This is a genomic window from Pseudonocardia oceanicola, assembly GCF_047200735.1.
Classification (GTDB): Bacteria; Actinomycetota; Actinomycetes; order Mycobacteriales; family Pseudonocardiaceae; genus Pseudonocardia.
Map to the genome: position 1 here is coordinate 32,781 of NZ_JBJZON010000030.1, position 15,542 is coordinate 48,322.

13 protein-coding genes are annotated in these 15,542 nt (G+C 70.0%); 5 read left to right on the top strand and 8 right to left on the bottom strand.

Features of this window, described 5'->3' with window-relative positions; translation table 11 throughout:
- Positions 1-3 precede the first annotated feature (3 nt).
- From ACL02T_RS29855 to ACL02T_RS29880, 6 genes are all read right to left on the bottom strand, one after another.
- Complete coding sequence (locus ACL02T_RS29855) at positions 4-1,041, bottom strand: C40 family peptidase (protein ID WP_412834132.1); 1,038 nt, start codon at positions 1,039-1,041, stop codon at positions 4-6.
- 4 nt (positions 1,042-1,045) lie between these two features.
- Positions 1,046-1,618, bottom strand: coding sequence for a hypothetical protein (locus tag ACL02T_RS29860; RefSeq protein ID WP_412834133.1), 573 nt, complete (start codon positions 1,616-1,618; stop codon positions 1,046-1,048).
- A complete protein-coding gene (locus tag ACL02T_RS29865; protein WP_412834134.1) occupies positions 1,615-3,726 on the bottom strand; it encodes a hypothetical protein in 2,112 nt (703 codons plus the stop codon). Before ACL02T_RS29865 ends, ACL02T_RS29860 begins: the two co-directional genes overlap by 4 nt.
- Before the next feature lie 119 nt (positions 3,727-3,845).
- Positions 3,846-6,647, bottom strand: a complete 2,802-nt coding sequence (locus tag ACL02T_RS29870) for an ATP-binding protein (RefSeq protein WP_412834135.1) — start codon at positions 6,645-6,647, stop codon at positions 3,846-3,848.
- On the bottom strand, positions 6,644-7,024 hold the full coding sequence (locus ACL02T_RS29875) for a hypothetical protein (RefSeq protein WP_412834136.1): 381 nt from the start codon (positions 7,022-7,024) through the stop codon (positions 6,644-6,646). Before ACL02T_RS29875 ends, ACL02T_RS29870 begins: the two co-directional genes overlap by 4 nt.
- 7 nt (positions 7,025-7,031) lie before the next feature.
- A complete protein-coding gene (locus ACL02T_RS29880) occupies positions 7,032-7,283 on the bottom strand; it encodes a hypothetical protein (RefSeq protein WP_412834137.1) in 252 nt (83 codons plus the stop codon).
- Positions 7,284-7,758: 475 nt separating this feature from the next.
- On the opposite strand from ACL02T_RS29880, the gene ACL02T_RS29885 reads away from it, so the two are divergent.
- The 5 genes from ACL02T_RS29885 (at position 7,759) to ACL02T_RS29905 (ending at position 13,686) form a co-directional block, all read left to right on the top strand.
- Entirely contained in the window at positions 7,759-8,247 is a 489-nt protein-coding gene (locus tag ACL02T_RS29885; RefSeq protein ID WP_412834138.1) for a helix-turn-helix domain-containing protein, read from the top strand.
- A gap of 683 nt (positions 8,248-8,930) precedes the next feature.
- Positions 8,931-9,392 (top strand): hypothetical protein, encoded by a 462-nt coding sequence (locus tag ACL02T_RS29890; RefSeq protein WP_412834139.1) that lies wholly within the window; start codon positions 8,931-8,933, stop codon positions 9,390-9,392.
- A gap of 25 nt (positions 9,393-9,417) precedes the next feature.
- On the top strand, positions 9,418-10,605 hold the full coding sequence (locus tag ACL02T_RS29895; protein ID WP_412834140.1) for a glycoside hydrolase family 16 protein: 1,188 nt from the start codon (positions 9,418-9,420) through the stop codon (positions 10,603-10,605).
- Between the two features lie 135 nt (positions 10,606-10,740).
- Entirely contained in the window at positions 10,741-12,267 is a 1,527-nt protein-coding gene (locus ACL02T_RS29900; RefSeq protein WP_412834141.1) for a transglycosylase family protein, read from the top strand.
- Positions 12,268-12,318: 51 nt separating this feature from the next.
- Positions 12,319-13,686: a nucleotide-binding protein gene (locus tag ACL02T_RS29905; protein ID WP_412834142.1), complete on the top strand. Its 1,368-nt coding sequence runs from the start codon at positions 12,319-12,321 to the stop codon at positions 13,684-13,686.
- A 105-nt stretch (positions 13,687-13,791) separates the two neighbouring features.
- On the opposite strand, the gene ACL02T_RS29910 is transcribed toward ACL02T_RS29905, so the two are convergent.
- On the bottom strand, positions 13,792-14,946 hold the full coding sequence (locus ACL02T_RS29910) for an MAB_1171c family putative transporter (RefSeq protein ID WP_412834143.1): 1,155 nt from the start codon (positions 14,944-14,946) through the stop codon (positions 13,792-13,794).
- Positions 14,934-15,491 (bottom strand): hypothetical protein, encoded by a 558-nt coding sequence (locus ACL02T_RS29915; RefSeq protein ID WP_412834144.1) that lies wholly within the window; start codon positions 15,489-15,491, stop codon positions 14,934-14,936. The genes ACL02T_RS29910 and ACL02T_RS29915 overlap by 13 nt, the downstream gene beginning before the upstream one ends.
- Positions 15,492-15,542: the final 51 nt, after the last annotated feature.

The window sequence follows — 15,542 nt, forward strand, 5'->3', positions numbered from 1 at the left end:
CAGTCATGCCGGGGCCCCCGGCCGGATCGCAAACGGCAGCATTTCGCGCTCGTCGTAGGCGCCGCCCAACGCCCTGTCGCGCACCGGGATCCCGGTCGTCGGAGCCTCCCGGATCTGCCCATTGCCCAGGTAGAGCGCCACGTGGTGCACCCCGGAGACGGCTCCGTTGCTCGACCAGAACAGAAGGTCGCCGGGTTGCGCCTGGGCGCGCGGGATCTGCTGGCCGGCGCTCGCCTGGTCCCGGGAGACGCGCGGGAGCTGCACCCCGGCGGCCTGCCAGGCCCGCATCGTCAGCCCCGAGCAGTCGAACCGGTCCGGTCCGGTCGCACCCCACTGATAGGGCTTGCCGAGCTGACCGCCGGCCCAGTTGATCGCCGTGGCGGCGCCGTCGCTGGCCGCGACGTTCGCCCCGGTGCACGCGAGGTTCGCACCGCCGCCGAGCTGCCCGAGCAGGTCGGCCGCGGGCTGCTCCCACTTGGTGTAGGCGTCGGGAAACGCGCTGCGCTGTACTACCTGGGCTGCCTCGGCGAGCGGCATCGAGTCCCACCCGGGAATCGCGAGCAGCCGCGCGTAGAACTGACGGGACGCGTAGTCCGGATCGGTCACCTGGCCGTGGTCACCCCAGCCCTGCGACGGGCGCTGCTGGAACAGCCCCGCGGAGTCCCGGTCCCCGCCGGGCAGATTGTTCAGCGTGGACTCCTGCATCGCCGTGGCGAGGGCGATCCACTGCGCACGAGCCGGAGCACCGACGGCCTGACCGGCTGCGACGATCGCCGCAGCGTTGCTGCGCTGCTGCTCGTCCCACTGCCCGACGCCGGGCTGTCCGGCGGGCGGGGCGAGCGCGGCGACGCAACCGCCGGCGCCGTACCCGGTATCGGAGGCGTCCCCGATCATCCCGGCGACGATCGTCCCGGCACCGAGCATGGCGAACCCGGCGAGCACGAGCGCCACGACCACGCGTCGGCCCGTGCGCCGCGGTCGCAGCGGCGGGGGCACGTGGTGCTGCCCGAAGCCGGGAGGCAGCAGCGTGGGCGTGCTCATCGGCTCAGGCGCCCGAGAGCGGCTTGACGTCCGACACCCGCCAGGTGCCGCCGCCGATGTCGACCAGCTCGACGCGCAGTGTCATGGTGTCCATCGGCACCGCAACGTCCGTGGTCCCCTGCGCCTGCGAGATCACCCGGGGCGAGCCGGCGACAGCGCGCGCGGGCACGTTCTGCGGGTCGATCTGCGCGAGCACGACCGACCCGTATTCGTCGGTCGACAGCGGCAGCAGCCGCCCGAGCCACTCCCCCGCGGGCAGGTCCGGAGCGGCCCAGAGCTTCGCGAATTGCTCTGCGACCGCCCGCGGGGAAGAGGGCTCGGCCGGGGCATCGCTCGTGGTCGTCGGGGCCGGGGTCAGCGGCGCCGGGTCGCTGGTCACCGACGGCGCTGGGGGCGTGGCGGGCTCGGTCGTCGGGGTCGCCGCGGCGGGCTCCCCGTGCGGGGTCAGGGCCCGTGTGATCTCCCCGCCGTGGCTGAGCGCGAGCGCCGCCACGACCACGACGGCCAGGACCGCGACGAACCGCCGCCGTGACCAGAGCAGCCAGCGCGCGATCCCCCGCCAGGTCTGTCCGTTCACCACCGGGGGCCACCGCCCTCCGGACGGCGCCGCCGCGCGGCGCCCGTATCGCCGCGGCCGGACGTGGGCCGGTAGAGCCCGACGCGGAGCACCCGGGGGCCGCGGCGTTCCTGCGTGCTCACCCGAGCCGCGGTGGACTCACGCTGCACGGTTCCGGGTCGCGGCGGCGTCGATCGCGCCGCCGAGCTCGTCGACGAGGCTGTGGCCGAGCTGCTCGACGGCCAGGGCGCCGCGCCGCTCCGTGAGCCGGGAGCCGAACCGTTCCGCGGGGCGAGTGTCGAGCTATTCACGGGGGCGGGCCGGAGCGGTGTGGCGGTCGGGAACGGGTGGTGCGGGTCTGCGCCGTCGCCTCCAGGGCGGGGGCGTCCGGATCCGGGGATCACTGGCAGCGGACCCGTGCGCGGGCCACCGCGGTCTCCTGAGCCCGCACCGCCGTCCGGACCGGTGCGCGGTCGCGCGGGCGAGCCGGCCCCGGCCGGGCCGCCGTCCGGGCCGCGGCGCGGGCCCCGGGGACCATCACCGATCGGACCGCCGTCGGAGGGGCCGCCGCCGGTTGGTCCACTGCCGTTCGGGCCGCCACCGCGCGGGCCGCTACCGGGCCGCCCTCGGCCGCCTCGTGACGAGGGCTCCTGCTCGCCTTGCAGGGTGCCGATCAGCTCCCGGTGCCTGCGGGCCCCGATCCGCTCGGCCTGCCGGATCCGGGTCTCCTGTCGCGACCAGCGAGCGAAACGGCCGAATGCCGAGCCCGTGCGCGCGGACATCGCGGACACCCGCTGCGTGCCGCGGATCGCGTGGTACACCCCGAGCAGAGACACGATCGGGCGCATGACGGTGATCAGGATCAGCGCCAGGACCCAGGACACCGCCAACCCGGAGATCGAGTCCAGGCCGAACGAGGAGGCGGTCAGCAGGACCACGCAGGAATGCACTAGCGCGCACACGGTGGCGGTGATCCCGCCGAACACGACCGCCCCGAGCACCTTGACCGACTTCTCGGGGACGTCCTGTTTCATGATCCCGAGCAGCCCGACCAGCGGGGCAAATACTGGGACGAACGCCAGGAACATGTACATGGCGAATTGCACGAGTAGTGCAAATATCTGCACCAGTGCGATCGGTGCCATTTGGGCGAACGCGAAGAATCCGACGGCAGTCCGGGAGTCGCCGCGGCCCTGTATCGACATGTACTCGTTCGGCATGACGCCTGGATCGTCAGCCGCCTTTTTCCAGTTCTCCGCCTTCGCCTTGTAGAGATCGGAGAAATTTCCCGCACCGGGCTTCTGGTCGGCGATACCCCACCACTCCGTGTAAGAGATCGCCTGATTCTGAAAGAGATTCCAGGCTAGGTCATCGCGACCCGTCTGGCCCACCTCGCCGTTCTTCCACGAGCTGTAGATGATCTGCTGATAGACGACATCGCGCATCGGGTTCGGCCCCTGCGTCGCCTGGCCGGCGTAGATCTGTCCGGCTACGTCGGTCTGCACCTGGCGGAGAGCCTGGCGGACGTTGTCACTCAGCTCCTTGGACAGCTGAGCTCCTGATCCGAAGGACAGCGCGGCGATGGCGATGGACACCAGGATCAGCGTCGCCCGAGTGAGGGCGGCCCCGACCTCGGCACGGTGGGCAGTGATCAGGATGGCCGTCGCCCCGATCATCAAAGCAGCACCCGCCCAGGGCGAGAATAGGGCGTTGTAGAGCGCGCCGGCCGTGGTGTTGGAAACGTCCGCGACCGTGCCGCGGGTGTCCTGGTCGTCGGAGTAGACCAAGCGGGCGAGGCCGTTGTTAGCCGCAAACAGTGCTCGGGCCGCGTAGAGGAATTGGTCACCAATCCAGGTGTCTGTGGACGCGCCAGGATCGCGGATTGAGCCGCCACAGCCGAGGTCGTAGGTGGACCATTCGATGCCGGCGTATCCGTAGTAGGTGATCAGTTCTTTCTGTGCGGCCGCGGCATCCGCGGGCGGTATGGAGTCGTAATCACCTTTGATGTAGTCGTCAAGGGTGCTCAGCAGCCAGCCGCCGAAGGGCTCCGTGGCGATGGGCGCGGATTTGCAGTCGGTGAAGAAGTCCGGGGCGGCCAGGGCCGGCGTCGCCGAGAGCAGGAACAGCACTGAGACGACTCCCGCGAGCGTGCGCATGCGACGAGCCAGTCGCAGGCCCGGCAGCCTGGCCCGCCAACCGCGTCGAGACCGGGCCCGCGGGGAGGGAGGCTCGCCCGGGGTCAAGCCTCTCACCGTCGGTCCCGGGAGGCGTTGGTATCCAGGGCTTCCCGCAGCCCCGCGAGGTGATCGCCAGACACATCGAGGCGGACGTCTTCGCACCAGTCGCCCGAGCGCCAGACGAACTCGCGGGGGGCGTCCGCGGCGAGCCCGCTACCGAGCACCCCGACGCCGCTGCTCAGCTCGCCCAGGCGGGGCTCGTAGCCCTCCCCGACCGGGATCCTCAGCAGCCGCAGCGCGTCCCGCTGCGCGGTCTCGTCGGTGGTCCGGCCAACGAACGCGTCGTGGCACAGCGCCGCGAGGCCGGACTCCTGGCCGTCGAGGCGGAGCACGTCGGAGGCGAGCTGTCCGGCGATCAGCACGCGGGCCCGGTACTTCCGGTTGTCGCGGGCGAGCTGGTTGATCAGGGTCAGCCCGGCCCCGGTCATCGAGAGCCAGCGCAGCTCGTCGAGGCCGACGAGCTTGGGCGCCGAGCGCGGCAGCTCGTAGACCCGGCGGTAGGCCAGCCAGGCGGCCAGGTGCATCAGCGGCAGTGACAGCTGCTCGTCGAGGCTCCAGTCCTGCTGATCCACCCCGTCTCGGGGCAGCGCGAGCCCGCGCGTGGACAGCACGAGCAGCCGGTCATCGTCGGAGGCCCAGCCGTGCTGGTCCGGGTGCCCGAGCAGCAGCCGCGCCGGCCCGGTCGGGGACAGGATCGGGCCGAGCGAGTCGGCGAGACGCTGGCCGTCCTCCCCGGAGTGCGCGAGCGCGCCGAGCACCTCGCCTAGATCGTGACCGACCCCGGTACCCACCCGGTGCACCGCCTGCAGCAGCAGTTGTTGGGTTGCTGAGCTGCGCCGGATCGAGGCCGGGAGCAGTTGGGTCAAGACGCTGATCACCAGCGTTGTGCGCTGCGCCTGCGCGGCGTCGAACTCGCGTTGGTACTGCTCGTCCCCGGCTGGGCCGGGCTCGAAGTCCGCCAGCCGGGGATCCGCGATCATCGCGTACGGGTTCAGCGTGCCAGGCGGGGCGTCGAGCAGCTCGACGCTGCGCGCGTAGCCCCGCAGCTCCGGTAGCTCGGTCAGGCGCACCAACGGTCCGGAGGGGTCCAGCAGCGTTGCGTACGCGCCCTGCGCGCGGACTACCTGTGCGGCGATCACGCCCATGAGGAACGTCTTGCCCGAGCCCAGCCCGCCGATGATCGGGGTGAGCCCGGAGACCTGCCGGGTGTCCATGTCGTGCCAGGGGTCCCAGGGGACGACCCGGCCCGAGGCGCGGGCGGTGAACAGCAGCGGGCCGTGGGCGTCGCCGATGATCTCGCTCGCGGTCGGGACTGCCATCGCCATGTGCCGCAGGCTCATCCGGCGCCGATAGGCGGTGGTCGCCAGTGGCTCGCCCGGGATGAACTCGCGTGCCATCGCGTACTGCGCTTCGCTGCGTTCGAGCGCGATGGACGGGTGGTAGGCGTGGCGGAGCTGGTCGAAAAGCTCGAGCGCCTCCCTTTCGCTGCGGCCGGGGATCGCGAGCCGCCACCAGCCCTCGCAGCGCGCGGACAGGCCCGTGTGGTCGGTGTCCAGTTCGTCGCGGACCTGCGCGGCCAAGTCGATCTGTCGGCCTAGCACCGCGGGTGGGTTCACCTCGTGGTCGTAGGCGTAGTGGCGGGCCTGCGCGTCGACTCGATCGGCGACGTAGCGCAGGCTGCGCGCTGCCTGCTCCTGCGGCAGGACCCGCATACGCGCGGACCACTCCACCGGGACCGGCATGGCATCGGGGACGGTCATCCACGGCAGGTCCTCTGCCGGGACGTTCAGCTCGCCCATGCGCCCGAGTGAGGCGATCAGCACGTGGCGGGACTCGCGACGACCCGCGGTCACGCCGTCGACCCGCAGCGTCGGGGCGTAGGGATCCGCTGTCCAGCGGGCGAGCCCGTCGAGCGCGGCCATGTCCTCGGACTCCCAGTCCCCGGCCGGGGCGGCGGGCATGACGGCTTCCGGAGGCAGGCCCAGCGCGCACGAGCGGTACAGCAGGTGCAGCAGGTCACCGGGACCGGCGGGCTCTCCGCCCAGCGCTGAGTGCGCCATCAGGGAGTCGATCCGCTCGATCTCCTCGTCGAGCGCGGACAGCTCGGCGTCGACCCAGCGGCCGGCGAGGCGCCCGAGCGCGCCGATCGGGGAGGCGGCGAGCTGGTCGCCGAGGGTGCCGAGCTTGCTGCGGCGCCCTCGGAGCTCCACCCCGAGGTACACCTCCTTGATCGCCTTTTCGCTGGTCAAGGCGCGCTCTTGCTCGGCGACCAGATGATCGGCCCAGGACGGAGCGTCGAGCTGGTCAGGCAGCGGGCGGGCCCACTCGTCGTGTGCCTGCGCCCAGGCGGCAGCGGGAAAGGGTTTCCACGTGACCCGCCAGTGCAGCCAGCGGCCGGGCAGCTCGGCGGCGGCCAGGCCGATCGCGGCCATCATCGCTTCGCGGTCGTAGTCCGGGCGCATCGACCATGGCCGGGGCGTCAGCCGGTACCAGGCCATCGTTCCGCCCTCCGTGCGCGCGAGGTGCCCGGAGATCCCGCGCAGCGCGAGGCGCGGCCGGTACTCGCGCACCTTGGGTGCCGCGCCGGTCTCGGAGCGGTCCCGGCGGCCCTTCCTGTCGCTCTTGCCCTTGCCTCTCGGCCGGGAGGGGCGCTCCTCACGGGGCGGGCTGTCGCGGCGCGGGCGGGCGGTGCTGATCTGCGCTTCCCAGTCCGAGCCGCTCGACCAGCCGCCGGACGGGGACTCGGGGCTCAGCTCGGGGATGCCCAGGTCCGGGTTCGTGAACAGGGCGGGTTCGTTGTGCCAGGTCGTCATCGAGGCTCCGGACGGGGGCGGGTCACGGACACGAGCACGTGACGCGGGTCGGAGACGGTCACCACCGGGGCGGCGGCGTTGGCGCGGGGCGTGTTCAGCTCGGCGAGGAACATGCGGAGCACCCCGAGCACGGGCCGCTCCGGGGTGATCACGCGCATGGTCAGCTTCGTCGCGACCACAGCGAGGATGACGACCATGAGGTAGCCGTCGAATCCGGGCATGAGGCCGAGTTGGGCCCGCAGGATCAGCAGGATGAACACCCAGCCGACCCAGAGGGCGTAGGCGATGTAGCGGGCCTTGAACGGCAGGGTTCGACCGGGCGGGCCCAGGTAGACGTTCTGGAAGCTGTACAGCTCGTCATCGGAGCGGGACCGCATACTCAGCTCAGCCCTGCGAGACCAGGCCGATGAAGAACCGGCCGATCGCGGCGTAGTCGCCGTTGAGCGCGATCCCCGCGACCGCCAGGCCCACAACCACAATCACGACGGTCCCCATCGCCTTGCCGAACTCCTGCTTGTGCGCAACCGCGGCGAGCAGCACCGCGATACACAGCAGGACCACGGACAGGACGTTGCTACTGATCCAGTCACGGAGCCCGCTGGTCCCGTAGTTCTGCGCCAGGCCGATCACTGTCATCGCGCTGTCCATGGGTGTGCGCCCCCTCGGTGTTGTCCCCGGCCGGGTGGCGGTCCGGCCGTGAAAGCGGCGGGGGGTGCCGCCCCGGGTCCATGAGGGGGCTCGCGGACACCGGAGGCAGCACCCCCCGTTGGTGCGGCGGCCCCTGCCGAGCCACCGCGGTCTATGTCCCGGCGCGAGCCACAGCCCCCTACGGCCCGTCCGGTACAACAGCATGTGCGCGAATATTTGCTGGCATATGGCCCGGATGTCAACCGAGAGCAGGCTCTTGTGACGCACAGTCGTCGCAACGGTTCGAGATGATCCAAAAGGCTGAGTGATGGCACGTGTCACGAGGGCAGGGGGGCCTCAGTGCTGCGATACTTGGACGCAGCTTCACCCAGACAGCGCAGTGGGACGCGATTCGGGTTTGTCGCGCGAGGGAGTCGCGGGGTTGACTAGCACTGCTTTTGCTGGCGGAACGAGGGAGCGTGGCATGACGGCAGCAGCCGGCGGCGACGGTCGGCCGACACTGAAAGACCGTCTTGACCACCTGATTCGGAACGTCCACCCCGAGGGCCGCGGGCCCTACACGCTCGACGAGATCTCCCAAGGGATCAAGGAGTCGACCGGGGTGACGATCAGTGTCGCCTACCTCAGCCAGCTCGCCAACGGGCGTCGCGACAACCCCACGATGGCGCACCTGCACGGCATCGCAACCTTCTTCGGCGTACCTGTCGGCTACTTCTTCGACGCCGCGACCAGCCGCGCGACCGATGAGGAACTGGCGTTGCTGCGTGCGATCCGCGACGAGGGGATCCGGGATCTGACCCTGGCCGCTCTCGATCTCACGCCCGAGACCAGGGCGGCCGTTGGTCGGATCATGAGCGAGATGAGCACCCTCGATCACCGCTCGGCCAGCGAGAACCGGCCGCAGCGCAGCAGGCGTGGCCGCAAACTCAAGGATGACCCCGCGGGCGAGTAGCTCACGGCGGACATTTACAGGAACAAATTTTTGCTGGTATAACCGGCGGGTCCGCAGGGGCCCGCTGCTGCCGCGTTGGCGCGCCCCACCGACGAGTCGGGGGATCCGCCAATGCCCTCTGTGCCAGCACACTGTGACGGCCTCGCCGTCGGCATGCCTTCTTCATCGCGCGGTGCGTGATGGGTCTGCTCCGCAGCCGACGAGCGGCCAGCCCAGCCGCCTCTCGTCTGGATGAGCAGCACCGCGACGTCCTGCTCACCGCCACGACGATCTACCGACCGCCAGCGTCCCGCGCTCCGGCCAGGCGCACCCCGCCGCCCGCAATCCCGGCGCCCGCTCGTCTCGCCCTGCCCTCCGCGGGTTCAGCACCGGCTGCTCCGATCGCCGCACCGCAACCTCCGCGGTCGGAGCCCAGGTACCGGTTGCGCATGTCCGTGGACGTCCCTCCCGAGACAGCAGCCGAGATCACTGCTCCCCTACCGGCCATCCCGCCGGGTGCGTCGTCGGAACCGAGCCCGCGGGGGGACGGATCCCGGCGACGGCAGCAGCGGAGAGCGCCGCACGCAGGAGCCAACGAGCAGCCGGCCACCGACTGGCAGGCGCCACCGCCGCGCCGTCCTCGCGCGATCGGTGGTGGTCGTCATGCGAAGCCCGAGCCAGAGCCTGAGCCGGGCAGGGAGCCCGTGCAGGACGGCGAGGCCGCATCCCTCGCGGCGGCGTTCGCGCTCGACCTGGCCTCGTGGGACGAGGACCACCCGCAACGGCGCGCAGCGGTGCTTGCGCGCTACCTGCCCGACGCCGAAGTCGATCAACTCTGGTGGGACGGGACCGGGCGCCAGCGTGCGGACACCGCGCTGCCGGGGCGCGTCGACCGTCTCGACGACACGCACGTGGTGGTGGACGTCCGGGTGCGGGTGACCCCGTTCGTCCGCGTGACCGCCATCGTTCGGCCGCTGCACCCACCGCCCGAGCACACCCCGGCCGGCGGCGCGGTGCCTGCGGTCGCACCGGCGCTCGAGGCGCCCGGGTGGGCGTCGTGCGCCGCCGAGTGGACCCGCCTGCGCATCCCGATCAGCCGCAACGAGGCCGGGGGCCTGGTCGTCACCCTCGACGGCTCCCCGTCTCGCGCTCGCGGCACCGGCTGAGCCTCCCCGTTCGGAAGGAACCCCGATGCCTCTCCCCGCTACCGCGCTGGCCTTGGCCATCTCGGCGGCCGTGAGCCTGCTCCCCGCCGCAGCCGGCGACTCGTCCGGCAACAGCCGAGCCGTGCAGGAGTGCGCCTGGAAACTCTCGGCCGCGCGGCTCTACCAGGAGTTGAAGGCCGAGCAGAACCCGAGCACGACCCAACAGCGACTCCTCGCGATGCTCGACGAGCGGGGGGCCGGGGCCACCAGGTTCGTCCCGCAGCGTTGCCAGGACGGCGGAGGCAACGGCAACGCAGTCGGCCAGATCGGATCTTCCGGCGAGGGCAGCCCAACCGGGGGCAACTCGACCGGCGATCGCTCAACCGCCGGCACTGCCGGGAGCGGCGGGACCACGGCCGGCTCCATCGGTGCTGCCACAGCCGACGGGAATTGCCCCACTACAGCAGCGAACAAGTTCGGGTGGGGGACACCCAACCGCGAAGACAGCTTCGATAGCGCATCATCCATTGACGACTGGGGAGTCTATGACGGAGCGGGCCACGCCGGAAACGGAACCCGATCCCCCAAGGCGATCAGCATCAACGATGGCCTCCTGACAATCACCGGAACACCGGACGGCCAAAGCGGCGGGATGGCCTGGAACCCAGGACAAAAATACGGCCGGTGGGAAGGCTGTGCGCAGTCTCCGCCGGGCGACGAAGATCTCCATTCACTGCTCTTGCTCTGGCCGGACGCCGAGAACTGGCCGGTGGGCGGCGAAACCGACTTCATGGAGATTTCCGACCCAACCCGCCAAGAGGTGCAGGGGTTCTTTCACTACGGGGAGGACAACTCCCAGGAAAGCGCCTCGGTCAACATCGACGCCACTCAGTGGCACGCATGGGCGGTGGAGTGGACCCCGCAGGGTGCCACGTACTTCGTCGACGGCGAGGAGTGGTGGAACACCACCAACACGTCGATTCTCCCGCCCGGCCCCCAACATCTGACTATTCAGCTCGACAACTTCGGAAGTCCGAGCAAGGAAACGCAAATGCACGTCGACTGGGTGCGGCAATACTCGCTTGATGGCGCTACTGGCGACGCCTCGCAAATCGCGAATGGCGACGACAGTGCGGGCCCCGGCAATGGGAGCGACGACAGTAGGAACGACGACGGAAACGGGCAAGACGGTGACCGAGGCGACGCGCAGAACGGCGACAACGGCAACAGGTGAAGACGGCGGCGACAACAACGGTTGACCCGTAGGTAGCCCCACCTCATCGGACGGACATGCAGGAGCGCAGCAATGCCACTCGGAAGTGCCGCCGCCGCGGCAACAATCGCAGCCGCAATGTCGATAAATCCGCTCATGGCGGTAAACGCCGCGGACTCCGGTAACGGGACGTCCGGCAACAACGTGCAATGTTCGATCACCAGTAACAACAACAGCAGCACGGACGCCGCCACCAAGACCGGCGACGTGTTCGGCACCGCCCAGGTCCAGCCGACCACCGAGCAGCTCCAACGGGCCGCGGAGATCCTCGACCAGGCTCGCGCACTGCTGGGCGAGCTCCCCCTGACCGGCGGGGATGGCACCGCAACCGCGCTGCAGGCCCGGTTGCAGGCCCGAGGGATCACCCCGGCCCTCGGAACCGGTGTTGCTCAGGCAGCGCGGGACGCCTCGGATGCCCTGCTGGCCGTGCCGGGGACGCGGCCTGCCTCCATCGCGACCGCGCTTGCCCGGGCCGGATACGGCCCGACCCCGGCCGACGTCGTGCCGCGCGTGGTCACCCCGGTTGCGGTACCAGGGCAGCCGACCCCCCCGACGGTCAGCGCCGTCTACACCCCCGACGTCGCTCCAGGCGCGGGCCCGGTGAGCGCGCTCGCCAACCTGGTCGACCAGCAGCCCGCGATCCAGCGCCAGATGCTCACCGCGGCCGACAGCCATGGATCCCAGGCTGACTGCCTCGCGTGGCTGAGCAAGGTCCAGAAGCTCGTGGAGCAGGCCCTTGCCGATCCCAACGATCCGGCGACGGCCCGCGTTCTGCAGGAGCTACAGAACAGCGACGGCGCTGACCTGCTCCGCCAGGGCAACGGGCAGCAGAGCGGGGGCACGACCAGCACCCCGTCGAGCGGTAGCGGGGATGGCACCTCGAGCCCGCGGGGAGAGGGAGCCGGAACCAGCGGCGGCCCGGATACCGCGGGCGGTGGCGGGAGCGGCTCGACCGGCAGCGGCTCGACGAGCCAAGGCACCGGCGACAACGCCGGGAACGGCTCGACCGGAGACCGCTCGACCGATGGGGCCGAGGGCGACTGGCAGTCCGCGACACAAGACCTGCTGTCCAAGCTTGACGCTGCGGCGCCGGACGACCCGACCGCGGGCGAGTGGGCCAACGACATCCGCGGAGTCATCGGGCAGGAAGGCCAGAGCGCTAACGAAGCCAGCGGCAGCGGGCAGGGCAGCAGCTCCGAGAGCAGCTCGTCCGGCGACAGCTCCTCCGGCGACGCCTCATGGGGCAACGGCCAGGGCAGCGATGACAACGACCAGGGCGAGCAGGACAGCAGCCGAGGTGACCAAGGCAGCAGCGACAAGCCCGAACAGCCCGCCGCTACTCCGCCGGCCGCCGCGGCAGCGCCGACGGCCTCGAATTCCTGGGAACCACTCGCGAATTGCGAGTCGAGCGGCAAATGGGACACCAATACGGGCAACGGATACTACGGTGGGCTCCAATTTGATAATGCGACCTGGAGTGCCTACGGCGGCACGAAATTCGCGCCGTCCGCCGATAAAGCCACGAAGGAACAGCAAATCGAGATTGCCGAGAAGGTCCGCCAGGATCGCGGCGGTTTCGGAGCTTGGCCAGCTTGCTCGTCAAAGCTCGGTCTCAGCAAGTAGATAAATCGCGCGCCGCCACCACGCGAGACAACAACCAAGGGGGCAACACCGATGGGCACGACGACCAACCCGTTTCAGGAGCAGTGGGACGAGCAGGGCACGCCGCCGGCACCGCCGGTGCGGCCCCGCCCGCACCCCCGGCCAGGCGAGACGCGCCCGGCGCTCTACCCGCTGCACTGGCCGCCCAAGGACGAGCCCGCCGACGCCGTGAGCCCGGACGAGCACGCCGCGACGACGCCACAGGACGAACGGCCCGCCCACCAAGGCGTCGACGAGAGCCAGGACCTCGAGGCCGCTCCGGTGCCCCAGCCGAGCTCCAATCCGGGCGCCATCGTCACCGCAATGGCCGAAGCCCCCGCCCTCCCGGCCGAGAACGGCCAGGAGCGGGCCCCCTCCGCGGCCCACCTGGCGGCCGAGGCTCCGCGTCCCGAGGCCTCCCGAGAGGCGCCCAGCAAGCCGCAGCAAGGCCGGGAGCACCGCGCGGGGTTGTCGGACGAGACGCTGCGCCGCCACCGCGGGGACATCCCGACCCGCGGTTGGCGGCGGGCGGTCTACACCGCGAGCGGGCACCTGATCAATCCCGGCCCGGGGCCGACGGAGATCCGGAGGAGCGCGCTGCGAGACCGAGTCACGGCGCCGCTGCGCAGCAGCTACCGCGTCGCCACCATCTCGATCAAGGGCGGCGTTGGCAAGACGACCGTGACCGCGTGCAGCGGGTTCGCGCTCGCCGAGATCCGCGGGGATCAGGTCGCCGTGGTCGACGCCAACCCCGACGCCGGCACCCTCGCCGACAGGCTCACCGGAGAGACCTCGGTGACGATTCGCGACCTGCTCGCAAATATGAATGACGTCACAAATCTGACGAGCGTGCAGGGATACATGAGCCTGTCCGGACGACTCAAGATTCTCGCCTCAGATCAGGACCCCGCAATCAGCGAATCACTCGGCGGCGATGAGTACGCGAGCGCGGTTGACAAGTTGTGCCAGTTCTTCAACCTCGTCATCACGGACTGTGGGACGGGAATGGTGCACCCGACGATGCGCCCGACACTCGATATGGCCGACCGATTCGTCATTGTCGGTGGCATCACTATCGACTCTGCGTCACGTGCGGGGAAGACGTTGGATTGGTTGAAACTCCACGGGTACGAGCAGAAGGCCCGGGATGCGGTGATCGTGCTCAACCAGGACCGCAAGTCCAGCGAGGTCGATGTGAGCCGGATCGTGGGCCACTTCGCAGACGAGGTGTCTCGCCACGGTTGCCACGGCGGTGTCGTACTCGTCCCGCACGATCCACACCTGGCGACGGGAGGGCGGATCGAGTTCGGCCGGTTGAAGCTCGCCACGCAGGACGCCTTCACCGAGGTCGCCGCGCTCATCGCGGACGGGTTCGCTGACGGCGGCCGAACCGGCTACTAACCCGGGCTCTCGGGGCTCGACTCGGTGGCGGCAGTCGAGTCGGGTCCCCCCTTCCCGAGAGGGACCCGGCAAGCAAGGCCGGGCGGCCCATTCGCCGGGTCCCTCTCACCCTCGTTGGCTCTTCAGCCCGCGGGACAGCTCGACGAGCTCGGCTGCGTCGTCCGCCAGCGTGCGCGGGCCCTCGGCCAGCACAACGGCCCGCGGGGAGTAGGAGCGGGCGTCTGGGGTGCTACTGCGGTACCGCTCGATCGCCACGAGCACCGCGCTCGGATCGGGCGTGCCGGCAGAGCCATCGCCCATGTAAGGCCCCAGGCGGAGCAGGCCGTCCCGGCACTCGATCACGCGTCGGTAGTAGCGCCGCGTCGTCCGGCGACCGAGCGGGAAGGCTCCTGCCAGCCCGCCGCGCTCAGCGGGCAGCTCGTGCTCCGGCAGCACCTCGTGGATCAGGGACCAGAGCCGCTCCAGCTCACGGATAGCCCGCTGTTGGCTCCGCACCACCCGCCACCGCGCATGCGCCGCGGCGACCGAGGGATAGGCCAGCCCGACGACCAGCAGCACCAGACCGACGGTCATCCCGACCAACCCGAGCACTAGCAGCCCCGGGGCCTGCCGCTGCGCCACGCCTGCAATCACCGATGCGGCGGTCAGCAGGGCGGTAGCTGCCACGAGGATGGCCGACGCAATCTCAACGACCCCAATGCCGACCCTCAGATTTCGGGCCATCTGTAGCTGGCGGCGCTTCTCCGCCCAGCGGCCGATCACCACGAAGACGTAGATGTAGAAGAGGTTTTCTGTGCCGAAGTAGACTATCCGGGCGATGCTCGAATGGGGGTTCATCGCCGCCGAGGCCGAACCCCCCTCGACTTGGGAGACAGCATCCCGGACCGGCGACGGCAGAACGATCGTGACGCTGACCAGCGTCGCAACCACCACGAGCAGCGGCGCGAGTTGCGTTCGCGCGGCGTTCCTCATGCGCTGGCCACTGTCGCCGGCCGTGATGAACAGCAGCAGGAAGTACACGGCGACGAGCCTCAGGACATGCTCGACCGTACGCAGGGTCAGCGAATCGACTCCGAAGACCGGGGACCCCTGATTGGCCGCTAGAGCGGCAGGGATGGAAAGGACCCAACAGAGCAGCACACCAACCAGGGCGTAGAGCCTCGGGTTTTTCGGTTGCCGGATGAGCAGGCGAATCATCCACGCGAGGGCCGCGGCGTCAGCGGTTCCAATAGCAGCGTAGAGAACAGTCACAGCAACCATCGCCGATCGTTTCGCAGGGTATCATCGAGATCGGTCAAGCGAGTGTCGATCGGAGCGGTTCCGTAAACTGCCTCGTGAAGTCCCGCCTTCTCCCTGATGATCGTTGCGACCGTCTCGGCTTCCCACTCTTTCGCGTCGCCGTAGTGACTCCGGTGCATCTCATCAGGATTGGCGTTCGCCTCGATCGAGGCCCGGAGTTCCTCCAGGCCCTCCTGCTCGCCGCGACAAAGCGCACTCACTGCGCCCCGACCTATCGGGACGTTATCGTGCCCGCAAATGATATGGCCTATCTCGTGCAAAATTATGTGCTCTTGGTGGAGCGGCGTGGTGTCCTTCTGGTAGGTGACCAGGTCCATTTCAGCACCTGGAACCCATTGTCCGGACGGACCGGGCACCGGGAGCGAAACGGCTACGAAGACGAGCGGTTTTCCCCGGACGACAGACAGCCGCTCTCGCAGCGAATCGAGGTCGAGCGGCGGGCACAGCTCCAGCTTCCGCACGAGCGCCCGGTGACGCCGGCTCAGTTCCCGCTCTCGCATGCTCATGCTCCCCACCTGCACATCCGGGACGTCCATCGCTCCCAACGATCTTGACAC

Coding starts and splice junctions, on each gene's coding strand:
- ACL02T_RS29915 (WP_412834144.1), bottom strand. CDS start 15,491: ATGAGCATGCGAGAGCGGGAACTGAGCCGGCGTCACCGGGCGCTCGTG.
- ACL02T_RS29880 (WP_412834137.1), bottom strand. CDS start 7,283: ATGACAGTGATCGGCCTGGCGCAGAACTACGGGACCAGCGGGCTCCGT.
- ACL02T_RS29905 (WP_412834142.1), top strand. CDS start 12,319: ATGGGCACGACGACCAACCCGTTTCAGGAGCAGTGGGACGAGCAGGGC.
- ACL02T_RS29900 (WP_412834141.1), top strand. CDS start 10,741: ATGGCGGTAAACGCCGCGGACTCCGGTAACGGGACGTCCGGCAACAAC.
- ACL02T_RS29875 (WP_412834136.1), bottom strand. CDS start 7,024: ATGCGGTCCCGCTCCGATGACGAGCTGTACAGCTTCCAGAACGTCTAC.
- ACL02T_RS29895 (WP_412834140.1), top strand. CDS start 9,418: ATGCCTCTCCCCGCTACCGCGCTGGCCTTGGCCATCTCGGCGGCCGTG.
- ACL02T_RS29885 (WP_412834138.1), top strand. CDS start 7,759: ATGACGGCAGCAGCCGGCGGCGACGGTCGGCCGACACTGAAAGACCGT.
- ACL02T_RS29870 (WP_412834135.1), bottom strand. CDS start 6,647: ATGACGACCTGGCACAACGAACCCGCCCTGTTCACGAACCCGGACCTG.
- ACL02T_RS29855 (WP_412834132.1), bottom strand. CDS start 1,041: ATGAGCACGCCCACGCTGCTGCCTCCCGGCTTCGGGCAGCACCACGTG.
- ACL02T_RS29910 (WP_412834143.1), bottom strand. CDS start 14,946: ATGGTTGCTGTGACTGTTCTCTACGCTGCTATTGGAACCGCTGACGCC.